Raw genomic sequence first — 26,807 nt, forward strand, 5'->3', positions numbered from 1 at the left:
ACGATGTCCCGCGTCATCACACGGCGGAGGATGGGGGATTCGAACCCCCGAGGGCTTGCACCCAACACGCTTTCCAAGCGTGCGCCATAGGCCACTAGGCGAATCCTCCAGGTGCGCTCGCCGGGGTGACCCGACGGACCGCGGGTAGGAGTCTAGCCGAGGAACACCGATGCCCTGGCCGCATGCTCGTCGGGCCCGCGCTCGCCGCCGGCGGGTGCGGAGCGCCGGACGCCCTGGGCTATCCTTGGCGGCAGACCCCTCGTGCGGCGTCATCTCGCTGAACTCCCCCAGGGCCGGAAGGCAGCAAGGGCAGGTGAGCTCTGGCGGGTGCACGGGGGGTCCTTGCGTACCCGGACGACGACGCGCGTCGTGGCCGTCCGCTACACGCGCAGCGCGGGCGGTTCCAGCGCCGCGACGATCGCGTCCCACTCGGGGCCCGCGGGCGGGGTGCCTTCCGAGAGCGTGAAGTACTCGGTGAGGAACGCGCGCAGCGGGGCGGTCGGCAGGAGCCAGGTCCCGTCGCTCTCCACGCCGGTGAGCCGCTCGCCTGACGCGCACAGCGCGAGCAGGAGCAGGCCGGGCACGCGCGGACCGCCGGGGTGCATCGCGGGCTGCGCGTAGGGCAGCGGGATGATGCGCGCGCCGTGCCGACGGTAGAACCGCAGGCGCGCGGTCGGGTCGCCGTGGGCCTCGGAGCCTGCGTGGACGGCGGGGTCCTCGACCTCGGTGACGACGAGCCACGGGTCGAGCTCGGTGCGCCACGCGTCGATCGCGCGGTCGAGGAGCACGCTGCCGACGCCCCCGCCCCGTTGGCCGGGCGCGATGGCCAGGTAGGCGAGCAGCAGGACGCCGGTCGTGGGGAACCACTCGGCGAGCGCGGCGCCGCGCAGGCCGTCGTCGTCGTGGGCGACGACGAGGCGCAGCGTGCCGTCGGCGAGCATCGCCTCGAGCGTGGGCAGGTCCGCGAGCTCGTCGTCGGGGAACGACGGGCGCAGCACCTGCGCGTGGACGACGGCGAGCTCGTCGGGGCTCGTCGTCGTCCGGATGCGCATGTCAGGCTCCGCGCAGCGCGAGGCGGGTGAAGGTCTGGGCGGCGCCGGCCTCGCGCTTGAGGCGGCGGACCAGGGAGTCGAGCGACGCGGGGTCGCTGACGAACGCGTGCAGCAGGTAGTCGTAAGAACCGGTGACGTGCACGGCGTCGCGGACCTGCGGGAAGCTCTGCGCGAGCGCGGCGGTGAAGGCCTCGTTCGTCGTGCGCTCCGCGAGGCGCACCTCGATGAACACCTCGAGCCCGGCGGGCGTCGGTTCGGCGTTGGTGCCGCGGACCACGGTGAAGCCGGCGATCACGCCCTCGGCCATGAGGAGGCGGACGCGCGCGGCGGCGGCGTTCGCGGAGAGCCCGACGCGGGCGCCGAGCTCGCGGTAGGGGAGGCGTCCTTCAGCAGTCAGCTCACGGAGAATGGCATCGTCGATCGCATCCATGACGACGATTCTCGCAGTCGGCTGCGCGTTTCTCGCCGTGAAGTGCCCCCCGGACGGCGATTGTCACAGTGTGACGGTGCAGACAGTCGCTGTGACCTGCGGTGATGTCTCCGGGTGGGCGACCATGCCCGCATGCTCGACGCCTCCCCCGTCCTGTCCGCCGCCGCGCTCGGCGTCGTCGCAGGTCTCTCGGTCGCGGTTCCCGTCGGCCCCGTCGCGGTGCTGATCGTGCGCGAGGGGCTCGTGCGCGGGCGCCGCGCGGGGCTCGCCGCCGCGGCCGGTGTGGCGAGCGTCGACCTCACCTACGCGATGGTCGCGGTGCTGCTCGGCGCGCAGGTCAGCCGCGCGCTGGACGGGTGGGAGACGTGGCTGCGGGTGGGTGGTGCGGTGGTGCTCGCCGTCGTGGGGCTCGTCGGGCTGGCGCGGTGGTGGCGGGGACGGTCGGCGGGCGTCGGGCCGGGTCCGGGGGCGGCCGCGTCCGACGAGGCCGGCGACGGCACGGTGCGCGCGGCGCGGGTCTGGGCGCGGTTCGTCGTCATCACGCTGCTCAACCCGGCGACCGCGCTGATCTTCGCGACCGTGGCCGTCGGCCTGGCGGGGCGGCTGGTCGCCGGGCCGGGGGCGCTCGTGGCGTTCGCGCTGGGCGCCGGGACGGCCTCGCTCGCGTGGCAGTGCGTGCTCGGGCTCGCGGGCGCGTGGGCGGGTGGACGGCTCGGCGCGCGCTGGCAGCACTGGTCCGCGCCGGTCGGCTCGGGGCTCGTCGTGCTGCTCGCCGCGTGGGTGGCCGTCGCCTGACCTGCGCGGGTCCCGACCGGTGTGCACGACGGTCCACCACTGTCAGCGCGGGCGTCTAGGGTTCGGGGGTGACCACAGCGCTGTACCGCCGCTACCGGCCGGAGACGTTCGCCGAGGTGATCGGTCAGGACCACGTCACGGCGCCCCTGCGGCAGGCGCTGCGGAGCGGTCAGGTGAACCACGCGTACCTGTTCTCCGGGCCGCGTGGGTGTGGCAAGACGACGAGCGCGCGCATCCTCGCGCGCATCCTCAACTGCGCCCAGAACACCGAGGCCAGCCCCACCGACACCCCGTGCGGGCAGTGCCCGTCGTGCGTCGAGCTGTCGCGTGGGGGCCCGGGGAGCCTGGACGTGGTCGAGATCGACGCGGCGAGCCACGGTGGCGTCGACGACGCGCGTGAGCTGCGGGAGCGCGCCACGTTCGCCCCCGCGCGTGACCGGTTCAAGATCTTCATCCTCGACGAGGCGCACATGGTCTCGAACCAGGGCTTCAACGCCCTGCTCAAGATCGTCGAGGAGCCGCCGCCGCACGTGAAGTTCGTGTTCGCGACGACCGAGCCCGACAAGGTCATCGGCACCATCCGCTCGCGCACGCACCACTACCCGTTCCGCCTGGTCCCGCCGGACGTGCTGCTGCCGTACCTCGAGGAGCTGTGCGAGCGCGAGCGCGTCCCCGTGGGTGGCGGCGTGCTGCCGCTCGTCGTGCGCGCCGGCGGCGGGTCCGTGCGGGACACGTTGTCCGTGCTCGACCAGCTGATCGCCGGTTCCGACGCGTCCGGGATCGAGTACGAGGGCGCCGCCGCGCTGCTCGGCTACACGCAGGCGTCGCTGCTCGACGACCTCGTCGACGCGATCGCCGCGGGCGACGGCGGCTCCGCGTTCCGCGTGGTCGAGCGCGTGATCGCGACGGGCCACGAGCCGCGCCGGTTCGTCGAGGACCTGCTCGAGCGGCTGCGTGACCTCATCGTCATCGACGCCGCGGGTGAGGCCGCCGGCGCCGCGCTGCGCGGCCTGCCCGCCGACCAGCTCGCCACGATGCGCGTGCAGGCGGCGCGCCTGGGCTCGGCCGAGCTGTCGCGCTCCGCGGACCTCGCGAACGCCGCGCTGACCGAGATGACGGGCGCGACCTCGCCGCGCCTGCACCTCGAGCTCCTCATGGCCCGCCTGCTGCTTCCTGCCGCGGACGACGAGCGCGTCGGCCTCGCGGCACGCCTCGACCGGCTCGAGCGCGGGCTGCCCGCGGGTGCCACGCCCACGCCCACGGCCCGGCCCGCCTCGTCCGCCCCTGCGTCGCACGACGAGGTCGGGCCGGCGGAGCCCGTCCTGCTGCCGACGGGCGTGCGCGGTGCCGACTCCGCCCGCGCAGCACTCGCGGCTCACCGCGCGGCACAGATGACGGGAGCGGGGCCTGCGGCCTCGGCAGGACCGTCCGAGTCGCGGCCCCAGGAGCCCGAGCCGGCCGGCCCGACCTCGCCGCCGAAGCTGGCCGTGGTCCCGAACACCCCGACGCCCGGCCCGATCCCCGCCACGTCGCCCGAGCCGCCAGCAGCGGCCTCGTCCGCACCGCAGACGCACGACGTCGTCGAGGAGGCCGGTGCACCCGCGCCCGCGGACGACGCACCCGCATCCTCCGGTTCGACGCCGTCGGCACCGGCCGAGGCGGCGTGGCCCGAGGTCGCCCTGACGCCTGGCGAGGGTCCGACGGCCGAGGTCCCGGCCGCCGGTGAGCCCCTGCGCGCGCCCGCCGCCGGCGAGGCAGCCGACGGGCCGGCGCGGCCCGAGCCGGTGGACGAGCAGCCCTCGGCCGCGGCAGCGGCGCCCGGACGTGCCGACGAGGACGAGTCCGCCCCGGTGTCGGATGCCGCGAGCGACGCCCCGGCCGACGCGGAGGCGCCGTTCGTCGCCGTCCCCGCCGCGGCGCACTCCGAGACCGAGACGCTGCGGCGCCGGTGGCCCGAGGTCCTCGACACGGTCCGGTCGCTGCGCCGCGTCACGGGCGCGCTCGTCGACCCCAACAACGCTCAGGTGGCCGAGCTCGACGCGACGACGCTGCGCCTGGCGTTCACCACCCCCGAGCTCGCGAACGCGTTCCGCAACGGCCCGCACGCGGACGTCGTGTCGCGCGCCGTGCACGAGACGCTCGGCTTCCAGGTGCGGGTCGAGGCGACGAGCGGGGATCCGCGCGCCGCCAGCGCGCCCGCCGCGGGCGGCCAGCACGCTCCCCGCGCGGCCCAGGGCAGCCAGCCGAGCGGTCGCGCGTCGCGTCCTCGCCCCGACGCCGCCTCGCCGGCCGCCGAGGGCGACGACGAGGAGGGCCACCGAGCCGGCCGACCCGCTGCGTCCGCGGGCGATACGCCCAGCACCGGCGCCTCGGCTCCGACTGCTCCGACCGCCGATGCTCCGGCCGGTGCCGCGTCGGCCGCATCGGCGGCGGACGCTCCCGCTGCGGCGCCCCGGGTCTCGTCGTCCGTGCACTCCGACTGGGAGCCGCCCGAGGAGCCCGACGACCCGTGGGCGTCGGCCCCCCGGGAGCCCGAGGCCCCGGCGCCCGCGACGGCCACCCGCACCGCTGCTCGCCCCGAGGCGCCTGGCCCCGCCGCGACGCAGGGGCCCGCGCCCCGGCCCGCCCACACCGTTCCGGGCGTGATCTCGCCCGAGGACGCCGCGGCGTCGTGGGACGTGCCTGCGAACGGTCGTCCGGCCCCCCGCCCGGAGGCACGTCCGGCCGACGCGCGCGCGAGTGCGCCTGGACGACCGGCACGCGAGCTCAGCGCCGCGGCCGAGTCGGCCGTCGCGCGAGCCCAGCGCCTGGCCGCCGCTGCCCCACGACGCAGCACGCCGGCGCCGCGAGCGGCAGCGCCCGCCGCGCCCGTCGACCCGTACCTCGACGCGTCGCCCGACGACCCGGACATGGCCTCCTCGGGACTCGTCGGCGCGCCGCTCGTCGCGCAGATCCTCGGCGGGACCGTCATCGACGAGCAGGTCGACGACGGTCGCTGAGGACGACCGTCGGTCCCGCAGCGGAGGAGCACCCGGTTGCACGTAGGCTGAGCGCGTGTACGAGGGCGCGGTCCAGGACCTGATCGACGAGCTCGGGCGGCTGCCCGGCGTCGGTCCCAAGAGCGCGCAGCGCATCGCCTTCCACCTGCTCGCGGCGGACCCGGCCGATGTGCGCCGCCTCGCCGACGCGCTGATCGAGGTCAAGGCGCGCGTGCGGTTCTGCGACACCTGCGGCAACGTCGCGCAGGAGGAGGAGTGCCGGATCTGCCGTGACCCGCGGCGCTCCCCGAACGTCCTGTGCGTGGTCGAGGAGGCCAAGGACGTCGTCGCGATCGAGCGCACGCGGGAGTTCCGAGGCAGATACCACGTGCTCGGCGGGGCGATCAACCCGATCGCGGGCGTCGGCCCGGACGACCTGCGCATCGCCCAGCTCATGCGCCGCCTGGCGGACGGTGCCGTCACCGAGGTCATCCTCGCCACGGACCCGAACGTCGAGGGCGAGGCCACGGCGACCTACCTCGCGCGGCTCCTGCTGCCGATGGGCCTGACGGTGAGCCGGCTCGCGTCGGGGCTGCCCGTCGGCGGGGACCTGGAGTACGCCGACGAGGTCACGCTCGGCCGCGCGTTCGAGGGTCGTCGCCGCCTGTCGGCCTGACACGCACGGCTGCGGCAGCTCGCGGAGCCCGGCGGGCCGTGTCTGCCGGGACCGGCATCCGGACGTTCGTCGTCCGCGGGCGGGTCTCGGGTGACACGGGCTCCCCGGTCGCGGACGATAGGACCATGGCACGCAACCCGGCAGCCCGCCCGCCCGACGACGACCTGCGCTCGATCGCCGACTCGATGGCGGAACAGTCGCGCGCGTACCTGACCACGGTGACGGAGGTCGCCGCGGGCGCGAACCCGGAGGCGGCGCTGCCCCTGCTGCTGCTCGCGGTCTCGGACCTGCTCGCGGAGGGCGCCCGGCTCGGCGCGATCACGGACGTGGTGCCCGCGGAGCGGTTCGAGCCGGACGTCGGCCCGGACCCGGACGTCGAGCCGCTGCGTGCGGGCCTGGCGAACTCGTTCGAGGGGATCGACGAGTACGCCGAGGTGATCGACCCGCTCCTCGGTGCGGAGGTGGGCCCGGCGACGGTGTCGGGCGACCTCGTCTCGATCGCGGGCGCGCTGGCCCAGGGTCTGCGGCACCACGAGCGCGGCGGCGTGCTCGAGGCCCTGTGGTGGTGGCAGTTCTCGTACCTGTCCGACTGGGGTGAGCGCGCGTCGAGCACGCTGCGCACGCTCCAGGTGATCCTGGCGCACCTGCGCCTGGACGTGGACGACGACGTCGCGACCGAAGCGGAGTACGACGCGCTGCAGCCCTGACCCAGACGACCGAGCCCGGCCCCGGGTATCCGGGACCGGGCTCGACGGCTCGACCGTCGGTGCGTCAGGCGACGCGTGTGCCGCGTGGCAGTGTGCGTTGCGGGATCGACAGGCGCCGGACCGCGACGACGTACCCGATCGCACCGAGCAGCACGTTGAACCCCAGGCCCCACGGCCACACCGCGTGCTCGCTGCGCACCGCCTCGAACTCCGAGCTGTCGGCCCAGCACTCGTCGACCTGGCCGCTGGCCCCGGCGCGCACCTCGCGCACCACGTCACGCATCCCGCGCAACGGGTCGGTGCCGTCGTCGTCGGCGTTCGTGCCGGCGCCGTCCGCGACGATCACGAACGGGTTGACCGCGAGCAGCCACCACGTGGACTGGGTGTTCGCGACCCAGCGCTCCTCCTGCGTCCACACGCACTGCACCTCGTCCTCGCCGTTCCACGACGACGGCATCCCGTAGACCCGCACCTCCTGGTACGACGAGACCGACTGGTACGTCAGGCCGAAGAGCAACGGCGCGATGAACGTGACCGCCGCGACGACGATGAACGTGAGCACGGTCGAGCCCGCGCTGCGGGAGACCAGCGCGGACATCCCGAGCCCGATCGCGCAGACCGCGACCAGCAGCACCGCGATGATCGCCACCACGCGCAGCAGCGACCACCACGGCGTCGGGCCGGCGCCGGTCGCGAGTGCGAGGAACGGCAGGCTCAGCACCAGGAACGCGCACGCCGCCGCCCATGCGGCGAGCAGCTTGCCGAGGGCGATCTCGGCGGAGGTCAGGAGCGTGACCTGCAGCGTCGCGAGGGTCCCGGCGTTGCGGTCGCCGTTCACGGACGTCGAGCTGAGCGTCGGCGTGACGAGCAGCCCGAGCCCGAGCACCAGGAACGTCACCGCGGCGAACAGCAGGGGCCCGGACTGGCTGCGGTCGGCGGTCACGTCGTCGAAGTCGAAGATCCGACGCGTCGCGCCGAACAGCAGCAGGGTGATCGCGCCGACCACCACGGTCCAGACGACGAGCGCGACGACCCAGCGCGTCGAGCGCACGCGCTGACGCAGCTCGAGCGCGGCGACGGTGCGCACGCCGTGCCACGAGAGCGCCCACCGGCCGCGGACCTTGACCGTGGGCGGTGCGGTGGCGCCGTCGGGCGCGGGGACCTCGATCATCTGCGTCATCGCCGCTCCTCCTCGAGTGCCAGGTAGGCGCGCTCCAGCGCACCGGACGCGGGGGACAGCGAGACCAGCGGGACGCCCGCGGCCACCGCGTCGCGCACGAGTCGCGCCGCTCCCTCGTCGCCCTCGATCGTCAGCAGCACGCCACCCGGCTGCTCGCGCGGCGGGGTGTGCGGGTCCTGCTCGTCGTCCGGCTGCCAGGACGCACCCACGGACGTGAGCCACCCGGTGAGCGCGGCGTAGGACAGCGCGCGCACGTGCCACGTGGAACGGTCCGTCGCCGCGAGGCCCGCACCGCCGAGCTCGCTCGCACCTGCCGCGCGACCGCGCGAGACGAACACGACGTCGTCGGCCATCTCCTCGAGCTCGGACAGGATGTGGCTCGACACGAGGACCGTGCGGCCCTCCTCCGCGAGCCGTCGCAGCAGGATGCGCAGGTCCACGCGCGAACGCGGGTCCAGCCCCGAGGCCGGCTCGTCGAGCAGCAGCACCTGCGGGTCGTGGACGAGCGCACGGGCGAGGCCGAGCCGCTGCTTCTGCCCGCGGGACAGCACCGAGGCGGGACGGTCCGCGTACTCGGTCAGGTGCACGGTCTCGAGCAGCTCCGTCGCCCGGGCACGCGCGCGCGCCGGGTCGATCCGGTACGCCGCCGCGAACGTCTGCAGCACCTCGCGCGCCGTGAGCGAGTCCCACGTGCCGAACGCGTCGGGCATCCAGCCGGTCCGCGCCCGCGCCGACGGCCCCTCGACCACGGGGTCGAACCCCGCGACCTGCACCTCGCCCGAGTCCGGGACGAGCAGACCCGCGAGCACCAGCAGGAGCGTGGTCTTGCCGGACCCGTTCGGGCCGACGAGCGCCGTGACGGCTCCCGAGCGCGCCGTCAGGCTCACGCCGTCGAGCGCGTGCACCGCGCCGAACGAGCGCTTCAGGTTGCGCACGACGATGCCCGGCGGCGGTGGTGCGGAGGCGGGCGGCGGCGCCGGCGCCGCGGTGGTGTCGGTCATGGCGCCGACGCTAGAGCCGCAGCGGTCGCCGCCGAGTCGTCCCGAGGGTGGACATGCCTCGCCCGCGGCGTCGACCTCAGGGGGACACCCGCCCGTGCGTGTCGCGCCGTGTGCGCGGCGTGTCGCAGGTCCCGGGGGCCGGCGACGGGCGAAACGCCTGCGGGCCGACCGCGGGCGGCGCTACGTTCACGAGTGCCACGCCGACCAGGCCGATCGCCCGAGGTGTGGTCGCTGCTCGCGCGCAGGGGGGAATTCCGGATCCATCGTGAGTGATCGGAGTGATCGTGAGGGTGAAGAGACTGATCAGTGTCGGCGTCGTGTCGCTCGGGCTCGTGCTCGGGACGGGGCTGTCGGCTCAGGCGGTGAGTGACGACAACTCGGCCAGTGTCCCTGGCGGAGGGACCATCACGTCGAACATCTGGCGTGGGTCGTTGTCGTCGAGCGGGAACACGTACCGCTGGGACTACCAGGTCTCGGCTGTCTACAGCGGAGCGCAGACGGTGACGTCGATCCGCACGAAGTGGACTCTGGGCGCGTGCATGCAGAACAGCGCGTCGTTCACGATCGGCGTCTCGGTCGACGGGTTCACCGTCGGTGCCGGATCGAGCTGGACGTGCGGAGACGTGACGGCGTACTGGACGAACACCAACGGGGCGAAGTCGTCGAGCTGGCGGTCGACCGCCGTCGCGGCGCCGTCGAAGTACTACCAGTCGAACTCGATCTGGGGCAAGAACGTCGCACGCGTGTACACCAAGGGGTACGCGCAGCCCAAGGAGGTCACCGCGTCGGTCTGACGACCACGCGATCGCACGTGACCTGACCACGGCCGCCGCCCGGGGTGCACCTGTGCCTCGGGCGGCGCTGCAGGGGGAGACCCGCTCTATGCCCACGTCCATGAAGGTGTCGAAGGTGCGCGCTCTGTGCGCCGCACTCGTCGGCACGTCGCTCGTCGCCTCGTGCGCCTCGGCCACCGGGCACGAGGGAGCCACCCCGCAGGTGGTCACGGTGCCGCCACGTGCGGGCGCCGAGATCTACGTGTACGCCCCGTGGGAGCAGCAGCTCACGTCGTACGACCCCCAGGCGGGCGAGGTCGTCGCCACGAGCAGCGGGGAGGACTTCTTCTACTACGCGTTCGGCACGCCCAGCCCGCTCTACACGGCCGGGAGCTCGAGCGCGCTGGGGTTCGCGGTGCTCGAGGTCGGTCGCACCAGCGTGCGGACGGTCGCCACGGTGGGCTCCGACGAGGCGGTCTTCCCGCTCGCGACCGACGGCGTGCGCTCGTTCTTCGTCGTGTACTCCTACAGCCGGCCCGGTGTGGAGTCCGGTCGGCGGATCGTCCGGCTGGAGGGCGACGGGTCGTGGCAGACGTACGCCAGCTTCGCCGGGCCGAGCGAGCTCGTCGACAAGGGCGTCCTCATCGGCGACCAGCTCTTCTACTCCGTCTACGACCCGGCCAAGGACGTGCACACGGTGTTCAGCCTGCCCGCCGACGACCCGGGGGCGGCGCCGACCCTCGAGCGCGGCGGGCTCGGCTCGGGGGAGCTGTACGCGTTCGGCGGCCACCTGCTCGTCTCGGACGGGACGACGATCGTGGGCGGCCCCCGCGACTACCGCTGCGCGAGCCTGTGCTGGTTCTACGACGACCCCGCGGTCCTGGCGCAGATCACCACCGAGGGCGCCGATCTCGTGCTCTCGGTGAGCGACGCGGCCACGGGCGAGGAGCTCGGCCGCGCGCCGAGCGTCGTCGGCTTCTCGTTCGAGTCCGGGACGCTGGTCGCGTACACGCGCCACGGCGTGCAGGACATCGACCTCACGAAGGAGGGCGCGTGACGGCGAACGCGACGAGTGACGTCCACCGGGACCGGGCGGCGGCATCCGGCGCGGCGCTCGACGCCGTGACGAAGCGCTGGGGAGCGGTGCGGGTGCTCGACGGCGTGACGTTCGAGTTCGAGGCGGGTGTCACGTACGTCGTCTCCGGCCGCAGCGGGGCCGGCAAGACCACCCTGCTCAACCTGCTCGCCGGCTACGTGCGCCCTGACGGAGGGACGATCCGCGTCCCGGAGCAGGTGGGCTACCTGTTCCAGGACGACATCCTCTTCTCCGGGCTCACCGCACGCGAGAACGTCCTCCTGCGCGCAGGCCTCCACGCACCCGGCGGGGAGGTCAGGAGCACGGTCGACCACTGCCTGGAGGCGGTGGGGATGACGCGACGTGGCGACGAACGCGTCGCGGTGCTCTCAGGCGGGGAGCGTCAGCGTGTGCAGCTGGCGACGGTGCTCGCGGGCACACCTGACCTGGTGCTGCTCGATGAGCCGACGGCATCGCTCGACCCGCACACCAGGCGCCACGTGGCCACGCTCCTCGCCGAGGTGTTCGCGCACGTCACGTGCGTGGTCGTCAGCCACGACGAGCGGTTGGCCGACGAGATCGGAGACGTCGAGCGACTCGTGCTCGAGGACGGAGAGCTGACCCATGCCTGAGGCCACCGCAGTGGCCGTCGTCGGCCCCGACGAGCCGGTCGACGACCGCGCCGTCTCACGGCTGGTGACGGGCAGGGCCTCGAAGCACCTCCGGTACGCCTCGGTCGCGCTGGGGGGCACGCTCGTGCTCGTGGTGGCGATGCTGACGCAGCTGCAGCAGCAGCTCGGCTCGGTGGTCGACAACTTCACCGCGAACCGGAACGTGCACTACATCGCGGCGACCTTCCGCACGGGCCAGGTCGCGACGGGGACCGGGGCGCTGCGCTTCGCGGACGTCGACCGTGTCGCACAGGTGGCGAGCGACGCGGCGAGCGGTGCGACCCAGGCCGTGGGCCGGTACCGCATCCCGTTCGGCCTCACCGCGTCGGACGGCATGACGTACTTCGTCGACGGACTGTCCTCCGGTGGCGCCGGGCTGCTCGCCCGGCAGTCGCTGCCCGACGGTGTGGCGGTGGGCGGTACCGCCGCGCTCTCCGGTGCGCAGCTCGACGTCCCGGTCGTGCACGGCGAGGACGGCGGCATGTCGAGCGACCGGCTCGAGCAGGTCCGGCTCGACATCGAGCCCCTGGCCCCCGGTGCACCCGTCGCGGTGTTCGAGACGGTCGATCCTGCTCGGCTCTTCGTCGACGAGGCGACGTTCGCCAGGCTGGTCGCCGTCGTGGGCGACGGTGTCGACTGGCAGACCTTCCGGGACCAGCACGACGGTGGTGCGAACCCGTACGGCTTCGAGGCTGTCGCGGCGGTCTACGTGCACGTGGACGACCTCAGCGACGTGGACCGGGTGGGACGCGCACTCGAACGGGCGGGCTACAGCACGTCCTACACGCTGCGGGCGTTCGACGACCTCGCGGGAAGCATCTCGGGTGGCCGCGCCGTGGGTCTGGGGCTCATGGCTGCTGCCCTCGCGCTGTGCCTGGTCCTGACGTTCACGAATCTGCAGTCGTACCTCAACCTCGCGCATCGTGACATGGGGATCCTGCAGCACATCGGCTACCCCGCGGCGCGCGTCCGGCGCGTCTACCGGATCCGGCTGGCGTCGGTGGTCGCTCAGGCGACCGTGCCCGCGGCCGTGCTCGCGGTCGCGGCGGCGATCGCGCAGTACTCGGGCAGGCCGTGGCTGCTGGCGGTCGACCTCGGCCTCGTGCTCCTGCTCGCGGGCGCCCTCTTCGCTGTCGTGTCGCTGGTCCAGGTGCCCCGGCACGTCAACCGTCCGGTGCTCGCCCTGCTCAAGCTGGATCGTCAGTTCGACTGAGGCGGCCGCGCGCGCGGTAGCGCACCTCGGGCTGTGCGGGATGTGAGACACCCATTACCCGGACCGCATCGCTCGGGTTAACGTGGCCCCCGGAACCGGGAGGGCGTCATGTCGAAGGTCGTGCTCGTGTGCGCGCTCCTCGTCGTCGCCGCTCTCCTCGGCTGGTGGTGGCAGACGCGCAGCGGCCGGTTCCGGGCGGCAGAGCCCACCGCGGCGCCGCTGGGGCGCGGCGCAGCCGCCGATGCGGGTGCCGTGACGACGCCGGCGCGCGAGATCCTGACCAGCGCCGACCTGGTGGCGCCGCTCGGACGACGCGCGACGTTCGTGCAGCTCTCGAGCGAGGTCTGCGCGGCGTGCGTCAGCACCCGGCGAGTGCTGGGTGCCCTGGCGTCGGAGCACCCGGGTGTCGTGCACGTCGAGATCGACGCCGCGGACCGCCTGGATCTCGTGCGGCGGTTCTCCGTGCTGCGGACGCCGACGACGCTCGTGCTCGACCACGACGGTGTGGTCGTCGGACGGATGACCGGCGGGACGGACCGCCGCCAGGCGCTCACCGCGCTCGAGTCCTGTCCGGACGTGGCACCGGCTCGCTGAGCCGCACCGGCCGCGCACCCGCCGGCCCTCCCCCAGCCGACCCGGACGGGTCGCGCTCGCCCTGACCTCCCCCGGTCGACGATCCCTCCCACCCCAGGAGTCCCCATGACCCTCTCCGAGACCCCGAACGCCACCACGCCGAACGCGCCCGCGGACATCGACCCGCGCGGTCCCCGGTTCGGTGCCGGCGTCACCGCCGTCCTGCTTGTCGTCGTGCTGCTGCTCGGCGGGTCCGCGGCGACGATCCTGCTCGCCGTGGTCGCCGCGAGCTTCGCGCTCGGTGCCGTCGGCGGCACGGGCGCGACGTGGCAGGGCTGGCTGTTCCGCACGCTCGTGCGTCCGCGCCTCGCGCCGCCGAGCGAGCTCGAGGACCCGCGCCCGCCGAAGTTCGCGCAGCTCGTCGGCCTGGTCATCACGACGCTCGGCGTCGTCGGCGGGCTGCTGGGCGTCACGTGGGCCGTGCCGCTGGCTGCGGCGTTCGCGCTGGTCGCCGCGTTCCTCAACGCGGTCTTCGGGCTGTGCCTCGGGTGCGAGATGTACCTGCTGGGCGTCCGCCTGCGCACCCGCTCGGCCTGACGGCGGCCGGCGGGACCGCACGTCGTCGTGCCCGCATCCTGAAACCGCTGGCGTCCGCACCGCGGGCGTGCCTACCATCCGTGCGACCAAGAGGACCCGGCGGGCCGTTGAGACAGACGGCGACCGGCGACAGATGGAGCAGCACGTGGCACTTGTCGTGCAGAAGTACGGCGGTTCGTCGGTAGCGGACGCCGAGAGCATCAAGCGGGTGGCCAAGCGCATCGCCGCGGCGAAGCGGGCAGGTGACGACGTCGTGGTCGTCGTCTCGGCCATGGGGGACACGACCGACGACCTCCTGGACCTCGCGAAGCAGGTCTCGCCCCTTCCTCCCCAGCGGGAGATGGACATCCTCCTCACGGCGGGTGAGCGCATCTCCATGTCGCTGCTGGCGATGGCGATCAACGGGCTCGGCGTGAAGGCCAAGTCCTTCACGGGCCAGCAGGCCGGCGTCATCACCGACGCCGTGCACGGCAAGGCCCGCATCGTCGACGTCGTCCCGACGCGCGTGCGCGAGACCGTCGAGAAGGGCCAGGTCGCGATCGTCGCCGGGTTCCAGGGCGTCACGGAGTCGACGAACGACGTGACGACGCTGGGTCGCGGCGGCTCGGACACCACGGCGGTCGCGCTCGCGGCCGGCCTGGGCGCCGACGTCTGCGAGATCTACACCGACGTCGACGGCGTGTTCACCGCCGACCCGCGCATCGTCCCGACCGCCCGCAAGCTCGACCGCGTCTCCTACGACGAGATGCTCGAGCTCGCCGCGTCGGGCGCCAAGGTGCTCATGCTGCGCTGCGTCGAGTACGGCCGGCGCTACTCCGTCCCCATCCACGTCCGCTCGTCGTTCTCCCACCGCACGGGCACGCTGGTCACCAACGAGAAGAACGAGGACCCCACCGTGGAGCAGCCGATCATCGCGGGCGTCGCGCACGACCGCTCGGAGGCCAAGATCACCGTCGTCGGCGTGCCGGACGTCCCCGGCAAGGCCGCGCGGATCTTCCAGGTCGTCGGCGACGCCGGCGTGAACATCGACATGATCGTGCAGAACGTGTCGGCCGCCGCGACGGGTCTGACGGACATCTCCTTCACCCTGCCCGCCCTCGACGGCACCGCGGCGCTGAGCGCGCTGACGGAGCGTCAGCCGGACATCGGCTACCAGTCGCTGCAGTTCGACGACTCGATCGGCAAGCTCTCGCTCGTCGGCGCGGGCATGAAGTCGCACCCGGGCGTCTCCGCGAAGCTGTTCGCGGCGCTCGCCGACGCGGGCATCAACATCGAGATGATCTCGACCTCCGAGATCCGCCTGTCCGTGGTGACGCGGGCCGACGAGCTGGACGACGCGGTGCGTGCGGTCCACACGGCGTTCGAGCTCGACGCCGACCAGGAGGAGGCCGTGGTGTACGGGGGTACCGGACGATGAGCGGGCTGAACGTCGCCGTCGTCGGCGCGACCGGGCAGGTCGGGGCGGTCATGCGCCGCCTCCTCGACGAGCGCGACTTCCCCGTCGCGTCGATCCGCTACTTCGCCTCGGCCCGCTCGGCCGGGCGCACGCTGCCGTGGCGCGACCAGGAGGTCGTGGTCGAGGACGTGGCGACCGCCGACCTGTCGGGTATCGACGTCGCGCTGTTCTCGGCCGGCGGCTCGACGTCCAAGGAGCACGCCCCGCGCTTCGCCGCGGCGGGCGCGATCGTCGTCGACAACTCCTCCGCGTGGCGCCGTGACCCGCAGGTCCCGCTCGTCGTGTCCGAGGTCAACCCCGACGCGCTCGACGAGATACCGCTCGGCATCGTCGCGAACCCGAACTGCACGACGATGGCCGCGATGCCCGTGCTGCGACCGCTGCACGAGGAGGCCGGCCTGCGCCGCCTCGTCGTCTCGACCTACCAGGCCGTCTCCGGCTCGGGCCTGGCCGGTGCGCAGGAGCTCGACTCGCAGATCCGCGCGGCTGTGGAGCAGGACACGCTCGCGCTCGTGCACGACGGCTCCGCGGTCACCTTCCCGGACCCGGTCAAGTACGTCGCGCCGATCGCGTTCGACGTCGTCCCGCTCGCGGGCTCGATCGTCGACGACGGCCTGAACGAGACCGACGAGGAGCAGAAGCTGCGGCACGAGTCGCGCAAGATCCTGTCGATCCCGGACCTGCTGGTGTCCGGCACGTGCGTGCGCGTCCCGGTGTTCACCGGTCACTCGCTGTCGGTCAACGTGGAGTTCGAACGGCCGCTGTCGCCCGAGCGCGCGCGTGAGCTGCTCGCCGACGCGCCCGGCGTCCAACTCGAGGACGTCCCGACGCCGCTCAAGGCCGCCGGTGCGGACCCGTCGCTCGTCGGTCGTATCCGGGCCGACGAGGGTGCGCCCGAGGGCCGCGGCCTCGCGCTGTTCATCAGCAACGACAACCTGCGCAAGGGTGCGGCGCTCAACGCGGTCCAGATCGCCGAGCTCCTCGCCGCCCGTCTGCCGGCGCGCGCCTGACCCGACCCCCCATCGCGACCCAGCGGTCGCTCCGCCCCCGTCACGGGAGCCGGGGCGACCGCTGGCGCGTCATGGGGGCGGGCCGAGCGGGTGGTCGGGTTCTCCCTACTCCAGGTTCGGGGGTGGGCGGGATGTCGATGACCAGCGGCGACGGCCTAACTTCGTGGCATGACCTCACAGCTCGCGCCGGAGCCGGTGCCCCGACCGATCGCCCCCGAGGCGGACCGGCCCACCCTCGGGCAGGCCCATCCGCCGACCACCGACGACATGGCGGCCGTCGCCCCCGCGCTCCTCGGCGGGCGCGAGCTCGCGCTCGCCCCGGTATCCGAGGCGTCCGGCCGGGCGCTCGCCCAGGTGGTGATCGGGTGGCCGTGGCTGCTCTTCTTCGGCATCCTCGCCATCGTCTGGGTCTCGACGAGCGCCGGACTGGTGTTCGCGTTCGGCATCGGACTGCCGATGCTGGTGCTCGGCCTCGTCGTAGCCCGCTGGTTCGCCCGCGTCGAGCTCGCCCGCATCGGCGTGCAGACCGGCCTGCGGATCCTGCCGGCCGAGCCGCGCCGCGGCGGGCCGGGCTGGTGGTCGCGGTTCTTCGCGCCGCTGCGCGACAGCCGCGCCTGGGCCGCCACCGGCTACGCCGCACTCTCGACGCTCACGGCGCCGCTCACGTTCGGCGTGACCTTGACGCTCGCCGGCGGCGGGCTCGCGGCGATCTTCTCCCCGGTGTACGGCACCGGGCCGGTGCTCGAGGAGTACCTCGGCTGGCCGCGCGGTCTGCTGTGGCTCGGGCTGGTCATCGGCGGCCTCGCGTGCATGTGGCTCGCGGCGCTCGTCGCGCAGTCCGGCACGCTGCTGCAGGTGCGCATGGCCCGGGGCATGCTCGGGTGCTCGCGCACGCAGCTGCAGGTCGCCGTGGCCGACGAGGCCCGGGCGCGCGCCGAGGTGCGTGCGGCGCACGTCGAGCAGACGCGCAGCCTCGTCGTGGGGGCCGCCGACGAGGAGCGCCGACGGATCGAGCGCGACCTGCACGACGGTGCGCAGCAGCGCCTCGTGGCGCTGGGCGTGGAGCTCGGCGCCGCCAAGCGCCGCACCGCGACCGACCCGCAGGCCGCCGCGGACGCGCTCGACCGCGCGCACCGCGAGGTCCAGGAGACCCTGGCCGAGCTGCGTGACCTGGTCCGCGGCATCCACCCCGCCGTCCTCACCGACCGCGGCCTCGACGCCGCGCTGAGCGCGCTCGCGTCGCGCAGCACCGTCCCCGTGACCGTCCGGACGCCCGACGACGACACGTTGCGAGCGTGCGGCTCGTCCGCCCAGGCCGCCGCGTACTTCGTCGTCGCCGAGGCGCTGACCAACGTCGCCAAGCACGCGTCGGCGACGAGAGCGAGCGTCGACGTGGCCTGCACCGCCGGTCGCCTGCGGCTCGTCGTGCACGACGACGGGCGCGGCGGTGCCGTGGCGACGCCGGGCAGCGGGCTCGACGGCCTGCGCAGCCGGGTCGCGGCGCTCGACGGCACGTTCGACCTCGCCAGCCCCGCCGGGGCCGGCACGACCCTCACCGTGGAGATCCCGTGCGCATCGTGATCGCCGAGGACTCGGTCCTCCTGCTGGACGGCCTGACGCGGCTGCTGACCGACGAGGGGCACGAGGTGGTCGGCTACCGCACCGCCGACGAGCTCGTCGCGCACCTCGGTCCCGACGCCACGGTGCCGGACCTCCTCGTGACGGACGTGCGCATGCCGCCGTCGCACACCGACGAGGGCCTGCGCGCCGCGATCCACCTGCGCAGCCTGCACCCCCGGCTCCCGGTGCTCGTGCTCTCGCAGTACGTCGAGCAGCGCTACGCCCGCGAGCTGTTCGCGGGGGACGTGCGCGGTCTCGGCTACGTGCTCAAGGACCGCGTCACGGACGTCGACGAGCTGCTCGACGCGATCAACCGCGTCGCGTCGGGCGGGACCGTCATCGACCCCGAGGTGGTCGCGCAGATCATGGCGCGCGCGACCCGCACCGGGCTCGAGCTGCTCACCCCGCGGGAGCACGAGGTCATGGCGCTCGTCGCCGAAGGCCGCTCCAACTCCGCGATCGCCGAGCGCCTGTTCATCGGGCTGCCGGCCGTGGAGAAGCACGTCACCTCGATCCTCACGAAGCTCGGGCTCCCGCCCGACTCCGACGACCACCGTCGCGTGCTGGCCGTCCTGCGCTGGCTCGAGCACCGACCGAACGGAGAGTCATGACCACCGTCCTGGACCAGCCCACCGGCACCCCGCCGGTTCCCACGCGGCGACCGCCGCTGTCACCCGGCGGGCGGGCGCTCGCGTGGGTCGGCGGCAGCATCGGCGTCGTCCTCGCCATCTGGTCGTCGCTCAGCGTCGCGAGCCTCATCGCCCGTGAGAAGACCACCGACGAGGCGACGCACGAAGCACGAGACGTCGTCGAGCTCGTCGCCGACGGCCGGGTCGCCGTGGCCGCGGCACCGCCCGGGTCCGACGAGGTGCACGTCGACCGTGAGGCGCGCTTCGCCTTCTCCGAGCCGCGCTACTCGACCACGCTGACCGACGACCGCCTCGTCGTCTCCTACCGCTGCAGCATGAGCTGGGTGTTCACGTGCGACACGTCGCTCGACGTGACGCTGCCGGCCGGCACGCAGCTCGTCGTGCGGAGCTCGTCCGGCGACGTCCGCGTCGCGGGGATCGTGGGCGACGTCGACCTGAGGACGAGCGACGGCAAGGTCGACGCCCGAGACCTCGGGGGCGACGTGATCGCCCGGTCCAGCAACGGCGACGTGGTCGTCGTCGACGCCGCCGGCGCGGTGCTGGCGACCACGAGCGACGGGTCCGTGACCGTCCGGGGCGCCGCGTCCGTCGAGGCGAGGTCGAGCAACGGCCACGTCGAGGTCGAGGACGTCGCGGGCGACGTGGTCGCACGTTCGAGCAACGGTCGCGTCGAGGTCGCGAACGCCCGCAGCGACATCACCGCCACCTCGAGCAACGGCGACGTGCGGGTGTACGGCACGGGCGAGCCCGTGGCGCTCGACATCGACACGTCGAACGGCGGCCGGAACGTCGAGGCGCCGACCGACCCCGCCGCGACGGTGCGCGTGACCATCCGCTCGTCGAACGGCTCGGTCTCCTACCTCCCGCCGCGCGGCTGAGGACCTGGGCGCGCGGAGGGGCGCGCCCACTGACGACGAGGGCCCCGACCGGATCCGTCCGGCCGGGGCCCTCGTCCCACCCCTGGGCGGTGCGTCGTCAGCGAGCGCGTGTGACGCGCAGGCGCCAGCCGATCACCGCGGCACCGGCCGCGACGAGCAGGAGGACGAGCGCGGTCACGAGCGCCTGGTGCGCACCGACCTCAAGCGTCGCCGAGTAGGTGGCGTCGTCGGGATACTGGGTCGAGACGTACCAACGGTTGCCCCACCGGATGAGCTCGCCGACCCCGAGCAGGCCGGTCAGCACCGCGACCGCCCGGGCGAGGCGGCGTCCGCGCCCCTCGCTGCCGTGCATCGGCTGTGTCATCGCACTCATGCGGCCAGCGTACGAGAGCGCAGTTGGTGCGAGGGCGGAAATGCGAGAGCCCGGGCCGACTGACTCGTCGGCCCGGGCTCTGCGCTGGTCGGGGTGGCGGGATTTGAACCCACGACCTCTTCGTCCCGAACGAAGCGCGCTACCAAGCTGCGCCACACCCCGTGAAGCCTGCTCAGACTACCCGACACGTCCCGCATCTCCGAAATCCATGCCGCGTGCCGAACCCCACACCGACCCACCCGCGCCCCGCCCTTCTCCGCACAGGCGCCCACCACCCCGCGAGCGCGGTAGATCGCACGCGAGCGCGCGCCCGGACCGCCGGCGCTCGCGACGCATCTACCGCGCTCGCGATGGACTTGCCGCGCTCGGGGTGGTTCGACCGCGCTCGCGCACGTGACCTGGCGCGCCCCGGCGAGCGGGTGGGTGCGTGCGGGTGCGCGGTGAGGACGCGAGCGCGGTAGATCGGGTGCGAGCGCGCGCCCGGAGCGCCAGCGCTCGCGACGGATCTGCCGCGCTCGCGATGGATCTATCGCGCTCGGGTGGTGCGACCGCGCCCGCGCACGCGACCTGGCGCGCCCCGGCGAGCGCGTGGGTGCGTGCGGGTGCGCGGTGAGGACGCGAGCGCGGTAGATCGGGTGCGAGCGCGCCATCGGAGCGCCGGCGCTCGCGACGGATCTGCCGCGCTCGCGATGGATCTGGCGCGCTTGCGGGGGGGGGCGTGAGGGGTCAGGCCGGGGTGAGGGTCAGGAGGGTGGCTTCGGGGCGGCAGGCGAAGCGGACCGGCGTGTACGGGCTCGTGCCGAGGCCCGCGCTCACGTGCAGCCACGTCGAGTCGGCGCCGCCGGGGGCGTCCGGGCGCGGGCCCGGCCAGCCGTGCAGGCCCTTGGCCCGGCTCGGGTCGAGGTCGCAGTTCGTGACCAGCGCGCCCCAGCCCGGGACCGCGAGCTGACCGCCGTGCGTGTGGCCCGCGAGGACGAGGTCCGCGTCGTCGGCCAGCATGGCGTCCAGGACGCGGCGGTACGGCGCGTGCGTGACCCCGACGTGCAGGTCGACGGACAGCCCGTCCGACGAGACGCCGGACGCCGCAGCCGACGAGGCGGCGGACGGGGAGCGGGGGGTGGTGCGGGCGTCGTCGGGGCCGCCGGCGGCCGGGAAGCGGTCGCGGTCCAGGTGCGCGTCGTCGGTCCCGACGAACGACACCCGCCGCCCGTCGAGGTCCAGCACGCCGCGGCGGTTGTCGAGGTCCAGCCAGCCCGCGGAACGGAACAGCCGGATCAGCTCCCGCCAGGGCATCGCGCGCGGCGGCCTCGGGGGAGCGGTGCGTGCGTCGGGCAGCAGGTAGCGCGCGGGGTTCTTCGGCTGCGGCGCGACGTAGTCGTTGGAGCCCATCACGAAGACCCCGGGGCGCTCGAGCAGCGGTTCGAGCGCGTGCGCGAGCGGCCCGAACGACTCGAGGTCGGCCCAGTTGTCACCGGTGTCGACGACGAGGTGCGGGTCGAGCGACGCGAGCTCGCGCACCCACGCGACCTTGCGGTCCTGCGACGGCGTCAGGTGCAGGTCCGAGAGGTGCAGGATGCGCAGCGGGTCGTGACCCGCGGGCAGCAGGGGCACGGTGGCCTCACGCAGCGTGTACCAGCGGGCCTCGACGAGGGACCAGGTCAGCGCCCCGGCGGCGAGCGCGACGAGCCCGCCCGCGGCCTTCGCCGCGGACGCGCCCGTCACGGCCGGTTCGCGGAGTCGTCGCGCCCGCGGTCCCGGTCACGTCCGGGCGGGCCCTTCTCGTCGTCCTTCTTGCACTCGGGACGGTTCGGGTCGTCCTTGCAGGGGTCCCAGTTCTGCTGCGACCCGTCGGACAGCCGCAGCGTGATGACCGAGCCGGCGACGGCCCAGCCCTGCGGGTCCTGCTCGGCGACGCGGCCGGCCTCGAGCGCCGAGGGCACACGCTGCGTCGAGACGACGACCTGGAACCCGCGAGCGGCGAGCGCGCTGCGCGCCTCGTTCTCCTTCATGCCGATGACGTTCGGCACGGAGATCTTCTTGCCGTGGACGAGGTCGTTCGGCGGGGTGTCGAAGCCGGGGTTGTCGCCGCCGCCGAGCGCGGCGTTCATGAACCGGACCCAGGTGGGCGCGGCGATCGACGAGCCCCACGGCCCGGCGCCGAACCCGCTGTAGTTGCGGCCGTTGATCGTCAGCCCGTGCATGGACTTCATCGCGTCGGTGTGGCCGACCCACACGGCCGCGGCGAGGCGCGGGGTGTACCCGACGAACCAGGTGTGCTCGTTGTGCGTCGTGGTGCCGGTCTTGCCTGCCGCCGCGAAGCCCGGCCGTGCGATGCCCTTGGCCGTGCCGTTCCAGACGTTGCTGAGCGCGTAGTTCATCGCCTTGGCGACGCCCTCGTCGATCTTCTGGCTGCAGTTGGCGCTCGGGACCTTGAGCTCCTCACCGTTGCTGTCCGTGGCCTTGAGGATCGCGACCGGCTGGCAGTAGACACCGTTGGCGGCGAACGTGGCGAACGCGTTGGCCATCGTCAGCGGGGCCACCGACTGGGAACCGAGGACGTTCGCGGGCAGCGGGTCGACGGGGCCGTCCTTCGCCAGGCCGCCGGCCTTGTGGACACCGATCTCCGCTGCGCCGGTGAAGATGTCGCACAGGTTGATCTTGCTGGCCATCGCGACGTAGCCCGAGTTCACCGAGTTCATCGTCGCCTGCAGCACCGTCATGACGGCGCCCTTGCCCTCGGCGTTGCCGAACTCCCACGTCCCGCTGAGGTTGGTGCAGGGCGCATTGAACTCCGACAGGTTGTACTTCAGCTTCGTGCCGTTGATCGTCTCGCCCAGCGCGTGGCCTTCCTTGAGCCACTGCAGGAGCGTGAACGGCTTGAAGGTCGAGCCCGGCGGGAAGCCGGACGCGCTGCCGTACTTGTTGTCGGTGTTGAAGTTGACCGCGGTCTCGCGCTTCCCGTGGTCCTGGGTGTTGTTGTAGATCCGGTTCTGGGCCATGGCCTTGATCTGGCCGGTCCCGGGCTCCACGACGATCATCGCCGTGCCGATGCCGGACGGGTCGTCGACCGGGACCCCGGCCTTGACCTCCTTGTCGGCGTCGGCCTGCATCTGCTTGTCGAGCGTGGTCCAGATCGTCAGACCGCCGCGGTACAGGCGGCCGAGGCGCTCTTCCTCGGTCTTGCCGAACGCCTCGTCGTTGCGGATGACCTTGGTGACGTAGTCGCAGAAGTACCCGGCGCCGGCGATGGCGACGTTCGCGGACATGCAGCCGCGCTTGGGGGTCTGGACGTTGAGCGTGTCCTCGATCGGTGTCGCCTTGCCGGTGTCGTACTCCTCCTGCGTGATGTACTTCTCGCGCAGCATGAGCCCGAGGACGACGTTGCGACGCTTCTCGGCGCGCTCCGGGTGCAGGGTCGGGTCCCAGTACGACGGGGACTTGGTGATCCCTGCGATGGTCGCGGCGCGCAGGTAGTCGAGCTTGAGCGCGCGCATGCCGAAGTAGCGCTGCGCCGCGGACTCGACGCCCCAGACCGACGAGCCGAACTGGGCGATGTTGAGGTACTTCTCGAGGATCTCGTCCTTGGACATGGTCTTCTCGAGCGTGATCGCGAGCTTCGCCTCGCGGAGCTTGCGCGCGATGCCCTCGGTGCCCTCGCTGGCGCGCGCGTTGTTGATCGCGGCCTGCTTCTCCTCCTCCGTCTCGGCGGAGTCCGCGGCCTCGATCAGCACGTTCTTGACGTACTGCTGCGTGAGGGTCGAGGCGCCCTCCTGCGAGTCGTCGTCCATCGCGTTGCGCGCGGCGGCACGCACCATGCCCATCACGTCGACGCCCGCGTGCTCGTAGAACCGCCGGTCCTCGGTCGCGATCACCGCCTCCTGCATGATCGGGGCGATCTCGTCGAGCGGCACGACGACGCGGTCCTGGTGGTAGATGGTCGCCAGGAGCGTGCCGTCGGACGCGAGGATGCGCGACTTCTGGGGCAGCGCCTTCTGCTCGAGCGCCGTCGGGAGGTCGTCGAACGCGGTCTGCGACATCTCGGTGAGGCCGTTCGCGATCGCGACGCCGGGCAGCGCGAGACCTGCGGCGAGCACGCCACCCAGGCCGGCGACGAGCACGAAGGACAGCAGGAGGGCCAGCGCCTGGAAGGCGTTGACCTGTCGACCTCGTGCGCGGGCAGTCTTCGGCATGCCCGCCAGGGTAGTCGGAGCCCCCGTGGACCCGGGCCTGGGCGGCCGTCCGGCTCGGAGCCTGCACCGGACCTGCACAACCGGCACCGCCACCAGGACAAACGTCCTACTCGGGGCATATCGCAGCCCCGACGACGGGTGTCACCCGATTGCGGGAGCGCGTCCACACCTCGGGATGACCCGAACGGAGTCTCGTCAACACCCCTGGTCGCACGCTAGTTTTCGGGGCAAACGCCTCGTCTGTGTGGTAGCTGCACGTGAGGTGGCAACCACGAAGCGACGACGCAACAGGGGGAGCGCGGTGACAGCGACCAAGGAAGGCCACTGGACCGCGTCCGCGGCGTGCGGCTCCGGGAGCGTCTCACCCGACGCGCTGTTCGTCGAGGGCTCCGCCCAGCGCGACGCGCGTTCGGTGTGCCAGCAGTGCCCGGTGCGGCTCGAGTGCCTCGCGGACGCGCTCGACAACCGGATGGACTTCGGTGTGTGGGGCGGCATGACCGAGCGCGAGCGGCGTGCGCTGCTGCGCCGCCGGCCCGAGGTGCGCTCGTGGTGGTCCGAGCTGGTGCCCACGGGCGAGCTCGTCCCGAGCTGACGCCGCCCGGACGCTCCACGCACGCGCCCTCGCCTCCCGCCGAACCCGCCGTCGGCACCGGGCTGACCGTGCCCTCGTCGGCTGGCTAGGGTGTGGCCATGGCGACCAAGTGGGAGTACGCGACCGTCCCCCTCATCATCCACATGACCAAGGCGATCCTGGACCAGTGGGGCAGCGACGGGTGGGAGCTCGTGCAGGTGGTGCCCGGGCCCGGTGACGGGCTCGTCGCGTACCTCAAGCGTCCGCTGGAGGCCTGATGGGCGCCGCGCAGCGGCTCGCCGAGCTCGGGTTGAGCCTGCCCGCGGTGGCGGCGCCCGTCGCGGCGTACGTGCCCGCGGTGCGCAGCGGCCGGTACGTGCACACGTCCGGCCAGCTCCCGTTCGTCGACGGCACGCTGCCGGCCACGGGCAAGGTGGGCGCGGACGTGGGTCCCGACGAGGCCGCGGCGCTCGCGCGCACGGCCGCGATCAACGCGCTCGCGGCGGTCGCGGCGCTGGTCGAGCGCGAGGGTGGCCCGGCGGGGGCCGACGCGCTCGACCGGGTCGTGCGCGTCGTCAAGGTCGTCGGGTTCGTCGCGAGCGACCCGTCGTTCACCGCCCAGCCCGCGGTGATCAACGGCGCGAGCCTGCTGCTGCACGACGTGCTGGGCGAGGCGGGCGTGCACGCACGGTCCGCGGTCGGCGTCGCGGTGCTGCCGCTGGACTCGCCGGTCGAGGTCGAGATCGTCGTCGAGCTCGCCGACTGACGCCCCGCGCACCCTCGAGCACCCCAGGACGCAGAACGGCCCGGACGACGAACCGTCCGGGCCGTTCTGCGTGTGGCGAGGTCAGCGTGCGCGGCGCTCCAGGCGGTCGACGTCGAGCAGCACGACCGCGCGGCCCTCGCGACGGACCCACCCGCGCGCGGCGAAGTCGGCGAGCGCCTTGTTGACGGTCTCGCGCGACGCACCGACGAGCTGCGCGAGCTCCTCCTGCGTGAGGTCGTGCGCGACGCGCACACCTTCGTCGACCTGCTCGCCGAACCGCGTCGACAGGTCGAGCAGGGCCTTCGCGACGCGGCCGGGGACGTCGGAGAACACCAGGTCCGCGAGCGCCTCGTTGGTGCGGCGCAGGCGGCGGGCCAGGGCCTGCAGCAGGTGGCGCGCGACGTCGGGCTTGTCGGCCAGCCAGCGCACCAGCTCGTCGTGGTCGAGCTCGAGCAGGACCGCGTCGGCGACGACCGTGGCGGTCGCGGTGCGCGGACCCGGGTCGAACATCGACAGCTCACCGAACATCTCGCCCGGGCCGAGCACCGCGAGCAGGTTCTCGCGGCCGTCGCTCGACCGGCGGCCGAGCTTGATCTTGCCGTCGCGCACGATGTAGAGCCGGTCGCCCGGCTCTCCCTCATGGAACAGCACGTCGCCGCGTACCGCCTCCATCGGGGTCATGTTCGCGACGAGCGCGAGAGCCGACTCCTCGTCGAGACCCACGAACAGCGGTGCCGACAGCACGACGTCCTCAGCCACGGTCGCTCCTTACTCCAACTCTGGTCAGCTGACCCGCACCCGCCGTACCGAGGTCCGGACGACGAGATCCACGCCACAGTCTGCCGCATCGCGGCGCGGTGTCTCCTCGAGGGGCGGTGGGTCACCGCCGGGCGGGGGGCCCGGCGAGCAGGTCGCCGGCGCCCGTGGGGTCGTCGGCGAGGTGTGAGATCAGGCTGTCCGTGGTCCGCGCGAGCGCGGCGGTGACGCCCTGCTCGTACGACGCGAGGCGGTCGTCGAGGGCGCGCAGGCGGTCGAGCTCGGCGACGTCGGCCGGCGCGGGTTCGGGCAGCAGGTGCATGAGCTCGTCCATGTGCGGCACGGCGAGCGAGATGTCGAGCGGGAGCTGGAACGCGACGTCCTCACCCAGCGGGTCGGGGCGGGCGGCGCTCGCGACGGCGAGGTCGATGCGCGCGCGCACCAGGCGGCGCCACCACACGACGCGCGCCTTCTCGGCGCGGAGGGCTCGGCGGTCGAGTCGCAGGCTGCGCACCTTGTGGTCGCCGCCAGGAGTCATCTGCGTGCTCCTCCTCGTCCCGTTGACCTCTGTCCCTACGGCCGTTGGCCCGTCCTACTTGAGAGTTCCATCCTTTCCTGTCACCCAGATCACCCCGTGGGAGCAACGGCACGACGAGGGTGCTGCCCGACTGCGGGCGTGTCGGCGGCGGGTCGTAGGCTGCGCGGGTGACGAGACGGACGTCTGTGCACGTGGAGAGCCCTGTGCACGTGGAGAGCCCTGTGCACGTGGAGAGCCCTGTGCACGTGGAGAGCCCTGTGCACGTGGAGACCCCTCTG

The 26,807-nt window shown here is 73.5% G+C and carries 27 protein-coding genes, 2 tRNA genes and 1 other RNA gene; 19 read left to right on the forward strand and 11 right to left on the reverse strand.

Annotated features, from left to right (window positions below):
* Positions 1-24: 24 nt before the first annotated feature.
* Positions 25-109 (reverse strand) — tRNA-Ser (locus CPE01_RS10720).
* Between the two features lie 141 nt (positions 110-250).
* Here CPE01_RS10720 and ffs point away from each other — a divergent pair.
* Positions 251-347, forward strand: an RNA gene (gene ffs / locus CPE01_RS10725) — signal recognition particle sRNA small type.
* 33 nt (positions 348-380) lie between these two features.
* On the opposite strand, the gene CPE01_RS10730 is transcribed toward ffs, so the two are convergent.
* Together CPE01_RS10730 and CPE01_RS10735 are read right to left on the reverse strand one after the other, a co-directional pair.
* Positions 381-1,052 (reverse strand): GNAT family N-acetyltransferase, encoded by a 672-nt coding sequence (locus CPE01_RS10730; RefSeq protein ID WP_146806635.1) that lies wholly within the window; start codon positions 1,050-1,052, stop codon positions 381-383.
* Position 1,053: 1 nt separating this feature from the next.
* Complete coding sequence (locus tag CPE01_RS10735) at positions 1,054-1,482, reverse strand: Lrp/AsnC family transcriptional regulator (protein WP_146806636.1); 429 nt, start codon at positions 1,480-1,482, stop codon at positions 1,054-1,056.
* Between the two features lie 132 nt (positions 1,483-1,614).
* Between CPE01_RS10735 and CPE01_RS10740 the strand changes: the two genes are divergently transcribed.
* The 4 genes from CPE01_RS10740 to CPE01_RS10755 all read left to right on the forward strand — a co-directional run bounded on the left by CPE01_RS10740 (position 1,615) and on the right by CPE01_RS10755 (position 6,638).
* On the forward strand, positions 1,615-2,277 hold the full coding sequence (locus CPE01_RS10740; protein WP_146806637.1) for a LysE family transporter: 663 nt from the start codon (positions 1,615-1,617) through the stop codon (positions 2,275-2,277).
* Between the two features lie 68 nt (positions 2,278-2,345).
* Positions 2,346-5,276, forward strand: coding sequence for a DNA polymerase III subunit gamma and tau (locus CPE01_RS10745; RefSeq protein ID WP_146806638.1), 2,931 nt, complete (start codon positions 2,346-2,348; stop codon positions 5,274-5,276).
* 55 nt (positions 5,277-5,331) lie between these two features.
* Positions 5,332-5,931: a recombination mediator RecR gene (gene recR / locus CPE01_RS10750; RefSeq protein WP_146806639.1), complete on the forward strand. Its 600-nt coding sequence runs from the start codon at positions 5,332-5,334 to the stop codon at positions 5,929-5,931.
* 125 nt (positions 5,932-6,056) lie between these two features.
* The gene (locus CPE01_RS10755) at positions 6,057-6,638 is read left to right on the forward strand and encodes a DUF5063 domain-containing protein (RefSeq protein WP_146806640.1); all 582 of its coding nucleotides are present in this window, start codon (positions 6,057-6,059) and stop codon (positions 6,636-6,638) included.
* 64 nt (positions 6,639-6,702) lie between these two features.
* Here CPE01_RS10755 and CPE01_RS10760 read toward each other — a convergent pair whose 3' ends face one another.
* Together CPE01_RS10760 and CPE01_RS10765 are read right to left on the reverse strand one after the other, a co-directional pair.
* Positions 6,703-7,818: an ABC transporter permease gene (locus CPE01_RS10760; protein WP_246783872.1), complete on the reverse strand. Its 1,116-nt coding sequence runs from the start codon at positions 7,816-7,818 to the stop codon at positions 6,703-6,705.
* Entirely contained in the window at positions 7,815-8,819 is a 1,005-nt protein-coding gene (locus tag CPE01_RS10765; protein WP_146806641.1) for an ABC transporter ATP-binding protein, read from the reverse strand. The genes CPE01_RS10760 and CPE01_RS10765 overlap by 4 nt, the downstream gene beginning before the upstream one ends.
* Before the next feature lie 284 nt (positions 8,820-9,103).
* On the opposite strand from CPE01_RS10765, the gene CPE01_RS10770 reads away from it, so the two are divergent.
* The 11 genes from CPE01_RS10770 to CPE01_RS10815 all read left to right on the forward strand — a co-directional run bounded on the left by CPE01_RS10770 (position 9,104) and on the right by CPE01_RS10815 (position 19,335).
* Entirely contained in the window at positions 9,104-9,613 is a 510-nt protein-coding gene (locus tag CPE01_RS10770) for a hypothetical protein (protein WP_186811503.1), read from the forward strand.
* A gap of 88 nt (positions 9,614-9,701) precedes the next feature.
* A complete protein-coding gene (locus CPE01_RS16450; protein WP_186811504.1) occupies positions 9,702-10,649 on the forward strand; it encodes a hypothetical protein in 948 nt (315 codons plus the stop codon).
* On the forward strand, positions 10,646-11,299 hold the full coding sequence (locus CPE01_RS16455; RefSeq protein ID WP_186811505.1) for an ATP-binding cassette domain-containing protein: 654 nt from the start codon (positions 10,646-10,648) through the stop codon (positions 11,297-11,299). The genes CPE01_RS16450 and CPE01_RS16455 overlap by 4 nt, the downstream gene beginning before the upstream one ends.
* Positions 11,292-12,551 carry a hypothetical protein gene (locus tag CPE01_RS10780; protein WP_146806643.1) on the forward strand — a complete coding sequence of 420 codons (1,260 nt, stop codon included), beginning with the start codon at positions 11,292-11,294 and terminating at the stop codon, positions 12,549-12,551. The genes CPE01_RS16455 and CPE01_RS10780 overlap by 8 nt, the downstream gene beginning before the upstream one ends.
* Positions 12,552-12,659: 108 nt before the next feature.
* Entirely contained in the window at positions 12,660-13,145 is a 486-nt protein-coding gene (locus CPE01_RS10785; RefSeq protein ID WP_146806644.1) for a TlpA family protein disulfide reductase, read from the forward strand.
* Positions 13,146-13,250: 105 nt separating this feature from the next.
* Positions 13,251-13,721: a DUF4395 domain-containing protein gene (locus CPE01_RS10790; RefSeq protein ID WP_146806645.1), complete on the forward strand. Its 471-nt coding sequence runs from the start codon at positions 13,251-13,253 to the stop codon at positions 13,719-13,721.
* A gap of 145 nt (positions 13,722-13,866) precedes the next feature.
* Complete coding sequence (locus CPE01_RS10795; RefSeq protein WP_146806646.1) at positions 13,867-15,138, forward strand: aspartate kinase; 1,272 nt, start codon at positions 13,867-13,869, stop codon at positions 15,136-15,138.
* A complete protein-coding gene (locus CPE01_RS10800) occupies positions 15,135-16,187 on the forward strand; it encodes an aspartate-semialdehyde dehydrogenase (protein ID WP_146806647.1) in 1,053 nt (350 codons plus the stop codon). Before CPE01_RS10795 ends, CPE01_RS10800 begins: the two co-directional genes overlap by 4 nt.
* A 168-nt stretch (positions 16,188-16,355) precedes the next feature.
* The gene (locus CPE01_RS10805; RefSeq protein ID WP_146806648.1) at positions 16,356-17,768 is read left to right on the forward strand and encodes a sensor histidine kinase; all 1,413 of its coding nucleotides are present in this window, start codon (positions 16,356-16,358) and stop codon (positions 17,766-17,768) included.
* Complete coding sequence (locus tag CPE01_RS10810; RefSeq protein ID WP_146806649.1) at positions 17,756-18,418, forward strand: response regulator transcription factor; 663 nt, start codon at positions 17,756-17,758, stop codon at positions 18,416-18,418. Before CPE01_RS10805 ends, CPE01_RS10810 begins: the two co-directional genes overlap by 13 nt.
* A complete protein-coding gene (locus tag CPE01_RS10815) occupies positions 18,415-19,335 on the forward strand; it encodes a DUF4097 family beta strand repeat-containing protein (protein WP_146806650.1) in 921 nt (306 codons plus the stop codon). Before CPE01_RS10810 ends, CPE01_RS10815 begins: the two co-directional genes overlap by 4 nt.
* A gap of 97 nt (positions 19,336-19,432) precedes the next feature.
* On the opposite strand, the gene CPE01_RS10820 is transcribed toward CPE01_RS10815, so the two are convergent.
* The 4 genes from CPE01_RS10820 to CPE01_RS10835 all read right to left on the reverse strand — a co-directional run bounded on the left by CPE01_RS10820 (position 19,433) and on the right by CPE01_RS10835 (position 23,898).
* Positions 19,433-19,708, reverse strand: coding sequence for a hypothetical protein (locus CPE01_RS10820; RefSeq protein WP_146806651.1), 276 nt, complete (start codon positions 19,706-19,708; stop codon positions 19,433-19,435).
* 85 nt (positions 19,709-19,793) lie between these two features.
* Positions 19,794-19,870: transfer RNA gene (locus tag CPE01_RS10825), tRNA-Pro, on the reverse strand.
* A 564-nt stretch (positions 19,871-20,434) separates the two neighbouring features.
* Entirely contained in the window at positions 20,435-21,430 is a 996-nt protein-coding gene (locus CPE01_RS10830; RefSeq protein WP_146806652.1) for a metallophosphoesterase, read from the reverse strand.
* Complete coding sequence (locus CPE01_RS10835) at positions 21,427-23,898, reverse strand: penicillin-binding protein (protein WP_146806653.1); 2,472 nt, start codon at positions 23,896-23,898, stop codon at positions 21,427-21,429. Before CPE01_RS10835 ends, CPE01_RS10830 begins: the two co-directional genes overlap by 4 nt.
* Before the next feature lie 301 nt (positions 23,899-24,199).
* On the opposite strand from CPE01_RS10835, the gene CPE01_RS10840 reads away from it, so the two are divergent.
* From CPE01_RS10840 to CPE01_RS10850, 3 genes are all read left to right on the forward strand, one after another.
* Complete coding sequence (locus CPE01_RS10840) at positions 24,200-24,490, forward strand: WhiB family transcriptional regulator (protein WP_146806654.1); 291 nt, start codon at positions 24,200-24,202, stop codon at positions 24,488-24,490.
* 98 nt (positions 24,491-24,588) lie between these two features.
* Positions 24,589-24,747 carry a Sp36 family protein gene (sp36, locus tag CPE01_RS10845; RefSeq protein ID WP_146806655.1) on the forward strand — a complete coding sequence of 53 codons (159 nt, stop codon included), beginning with the start codon at positions 24,589-24,591 and terminating at the stop codon, positions 24,745-24,747.
* Positions 24,747-25,235, forward strand: coding sequence for a RidA family protein (locus CPE01_RS10850; protein ID WP_146806656.1), 489 nt, complete (start codon positions 24,747-24,749; stop codon positions 25,233-25,235). Before sp36 ends, CPE01_RS10850 begins: the two co-directional genes overlap by 1 nt.
* 81 nt (positions 25,236-25,316) lie before the next feature.
* Here the strand turns inward: CPE01_RS10850 and CPE01_RS10855 are convergent, their stop codons facing one another.
* Together CPE01_RS10855 and CPE01_RS10860 are read right to left on the reverse strand one after the other, a co-directional pair.
* Entirely contained in the window at positions 25,317-25,994 is a 678-nt protein-coding gene (locus tag CPE01_RS10855) for a Crp/Fnr family transcriptional regulator (RefSeq protein ID WP_146806657.1), read from the reverse strand.
* A 121-nt stretch (positions 25,995-26,115) separates the two neighbouring features.
* Positions 26,116-26,529: a hypothetical protein gene (locus CPE01_RS10860; protein ID WP_146806658.1), complete on the reverse strand. Its 414-nt coding sequence runs from the start codon at positions 26,527-26,529 to the stop codon at positions 26,116-26,118.
* Positions 26,530-26,807: the final 278 nt, after the last annotated feature.

The organism is Cellulomonas persica (assembly GCF_007989825.1).
In the GTDB taxonomy this organism is placed as follows: domain Bacteria; phylum Actinomycetota; class Actinomycetes; order Actinomycetales; family Cellulomonadaceae; genus Cellulomonas; species Cellulomonas persica.

Coding starts and splice junctions, on each gene's coding strand:
- CPE01_RS10835 (WP_146806653.1), bottom strand. CDS start 23,898: ATGCCGAAGACTGCCCGCGCACGAGGTCGACAGGTCAACGCCTTCCAG.
- CPE01_RS10760 (WP_246783872.1), bottom strand. CDS start 7,818: ATGACGCAGATGATCGAGGTCCCCGCGCCCGACGGCGCCACCGCACCG.
- CPE01_RS10730 (WP_146806635.1), bottom strand. CDS start 1,052: ATGCGCATCCGGACGACGACGAGCCCCGACGAGCTCGCCGTCGTCCAC.
- CPE01_RS10735 (WP_146806636.1), bottom strand. CDS start 1,482: ATGGATGCGATCGACGATGCCATTCTCCGTGAGCTGACTGCTGAAGGA.
- CPE01_RS10815 (WP_146806650.1), top strand. CDS start 18,415: ATGACCACCGTCCTGGACCAGCCCACCGGCACCCCGCCGGTTCCCACG.
- CPE01_RS10785 (WP_146806644.1), top strand. CDS start 12,660: ATGTCGAAGGTCGTGCTCGTGTGCGCGCTCCTCGTCGTCGCCGCTCTC.
- sp36 (WP_146806655.1), top strand. CDS start 24,589: ATGGCGACCAAGTGGGAGTACGCGACCGTCCCCCTCATCATCCACATG.
- CPE01_RS10740 (WP_146806637.1), top strand. CDS start 1,615: ATGCTCGACGCCTCCCCCGTCCTGTCCGCCGCCGCGCTCGGCGTCGTC.
- CPE01_RS10860 (WP_146806658.1), bottom strand. CDS start 26,529: ATGACTCCTGGCGGCGACCACAAGGTGCGCAGCCTGCGACTCGACCGC.
- CPE01_RS10850 (WP_146806656.1), top strand. CDS start 24,747: ATGGGCGCCGCGCAGCGGCTCGCCGAGCTCGGGTTGAGCCTGCCCGCG.
- CPE01_RS10755 (WP_146806640.1), top strand. CDS start 6,057: ATGGCACGCAACCCGGCAGCCCGCCCGCCCGACGACGACCTGCGCTCG.
- CPE01_RS10800 (WP_146806647.1), top strand. CDS start 15,135: ATGAGCGGGCTGAACGTCGCCGTCGTCGGCGCGACCGGGCAGGTCGGG.
- CPE01_RS10820 (WP_146806651.1), bottom strand. CDS start 19,708: ATGAGTGCGATGACACAGCCGATGCACGGCAGCGAGGGGCGCGGACGC.
- CPE01_RS10765 (WP_146806641.1), bottom strand. CDS start 8,819: ATGACCGACACCACCGCGGCGCCGGCGCCGCCGCCCGCCTCCGCACCA.
- CPE01_RS16450 (WP_186811504.1), top strand. CDS start 9,702: ATGCCCACGTCCATGAAGGTGTCGAAGGTGCGCGCTCTGTGCGCCGCA.
- CPE01_RS10790 (WP_146806645.1), top strand. CDS start 13,251: ATGACCCTCTCCGAGACCCCGAACGCCACCACGCCGAACGCGCCCGCG.
- CPE01_RS10780 (WP_146806643.1), top strand. CDS start 11,292: ATGCCTGAGGCCACCGCAGTGGCCGTCGTCGGCCCCGACGAGCCGGTC.
- CPE01_RS10805 (WP_146806648.1), top strand. CDS start 16,356: ATGACCTCACAGCTCGCGCCGGAGCCGGTGCCCCGACCGATCGCCCCC.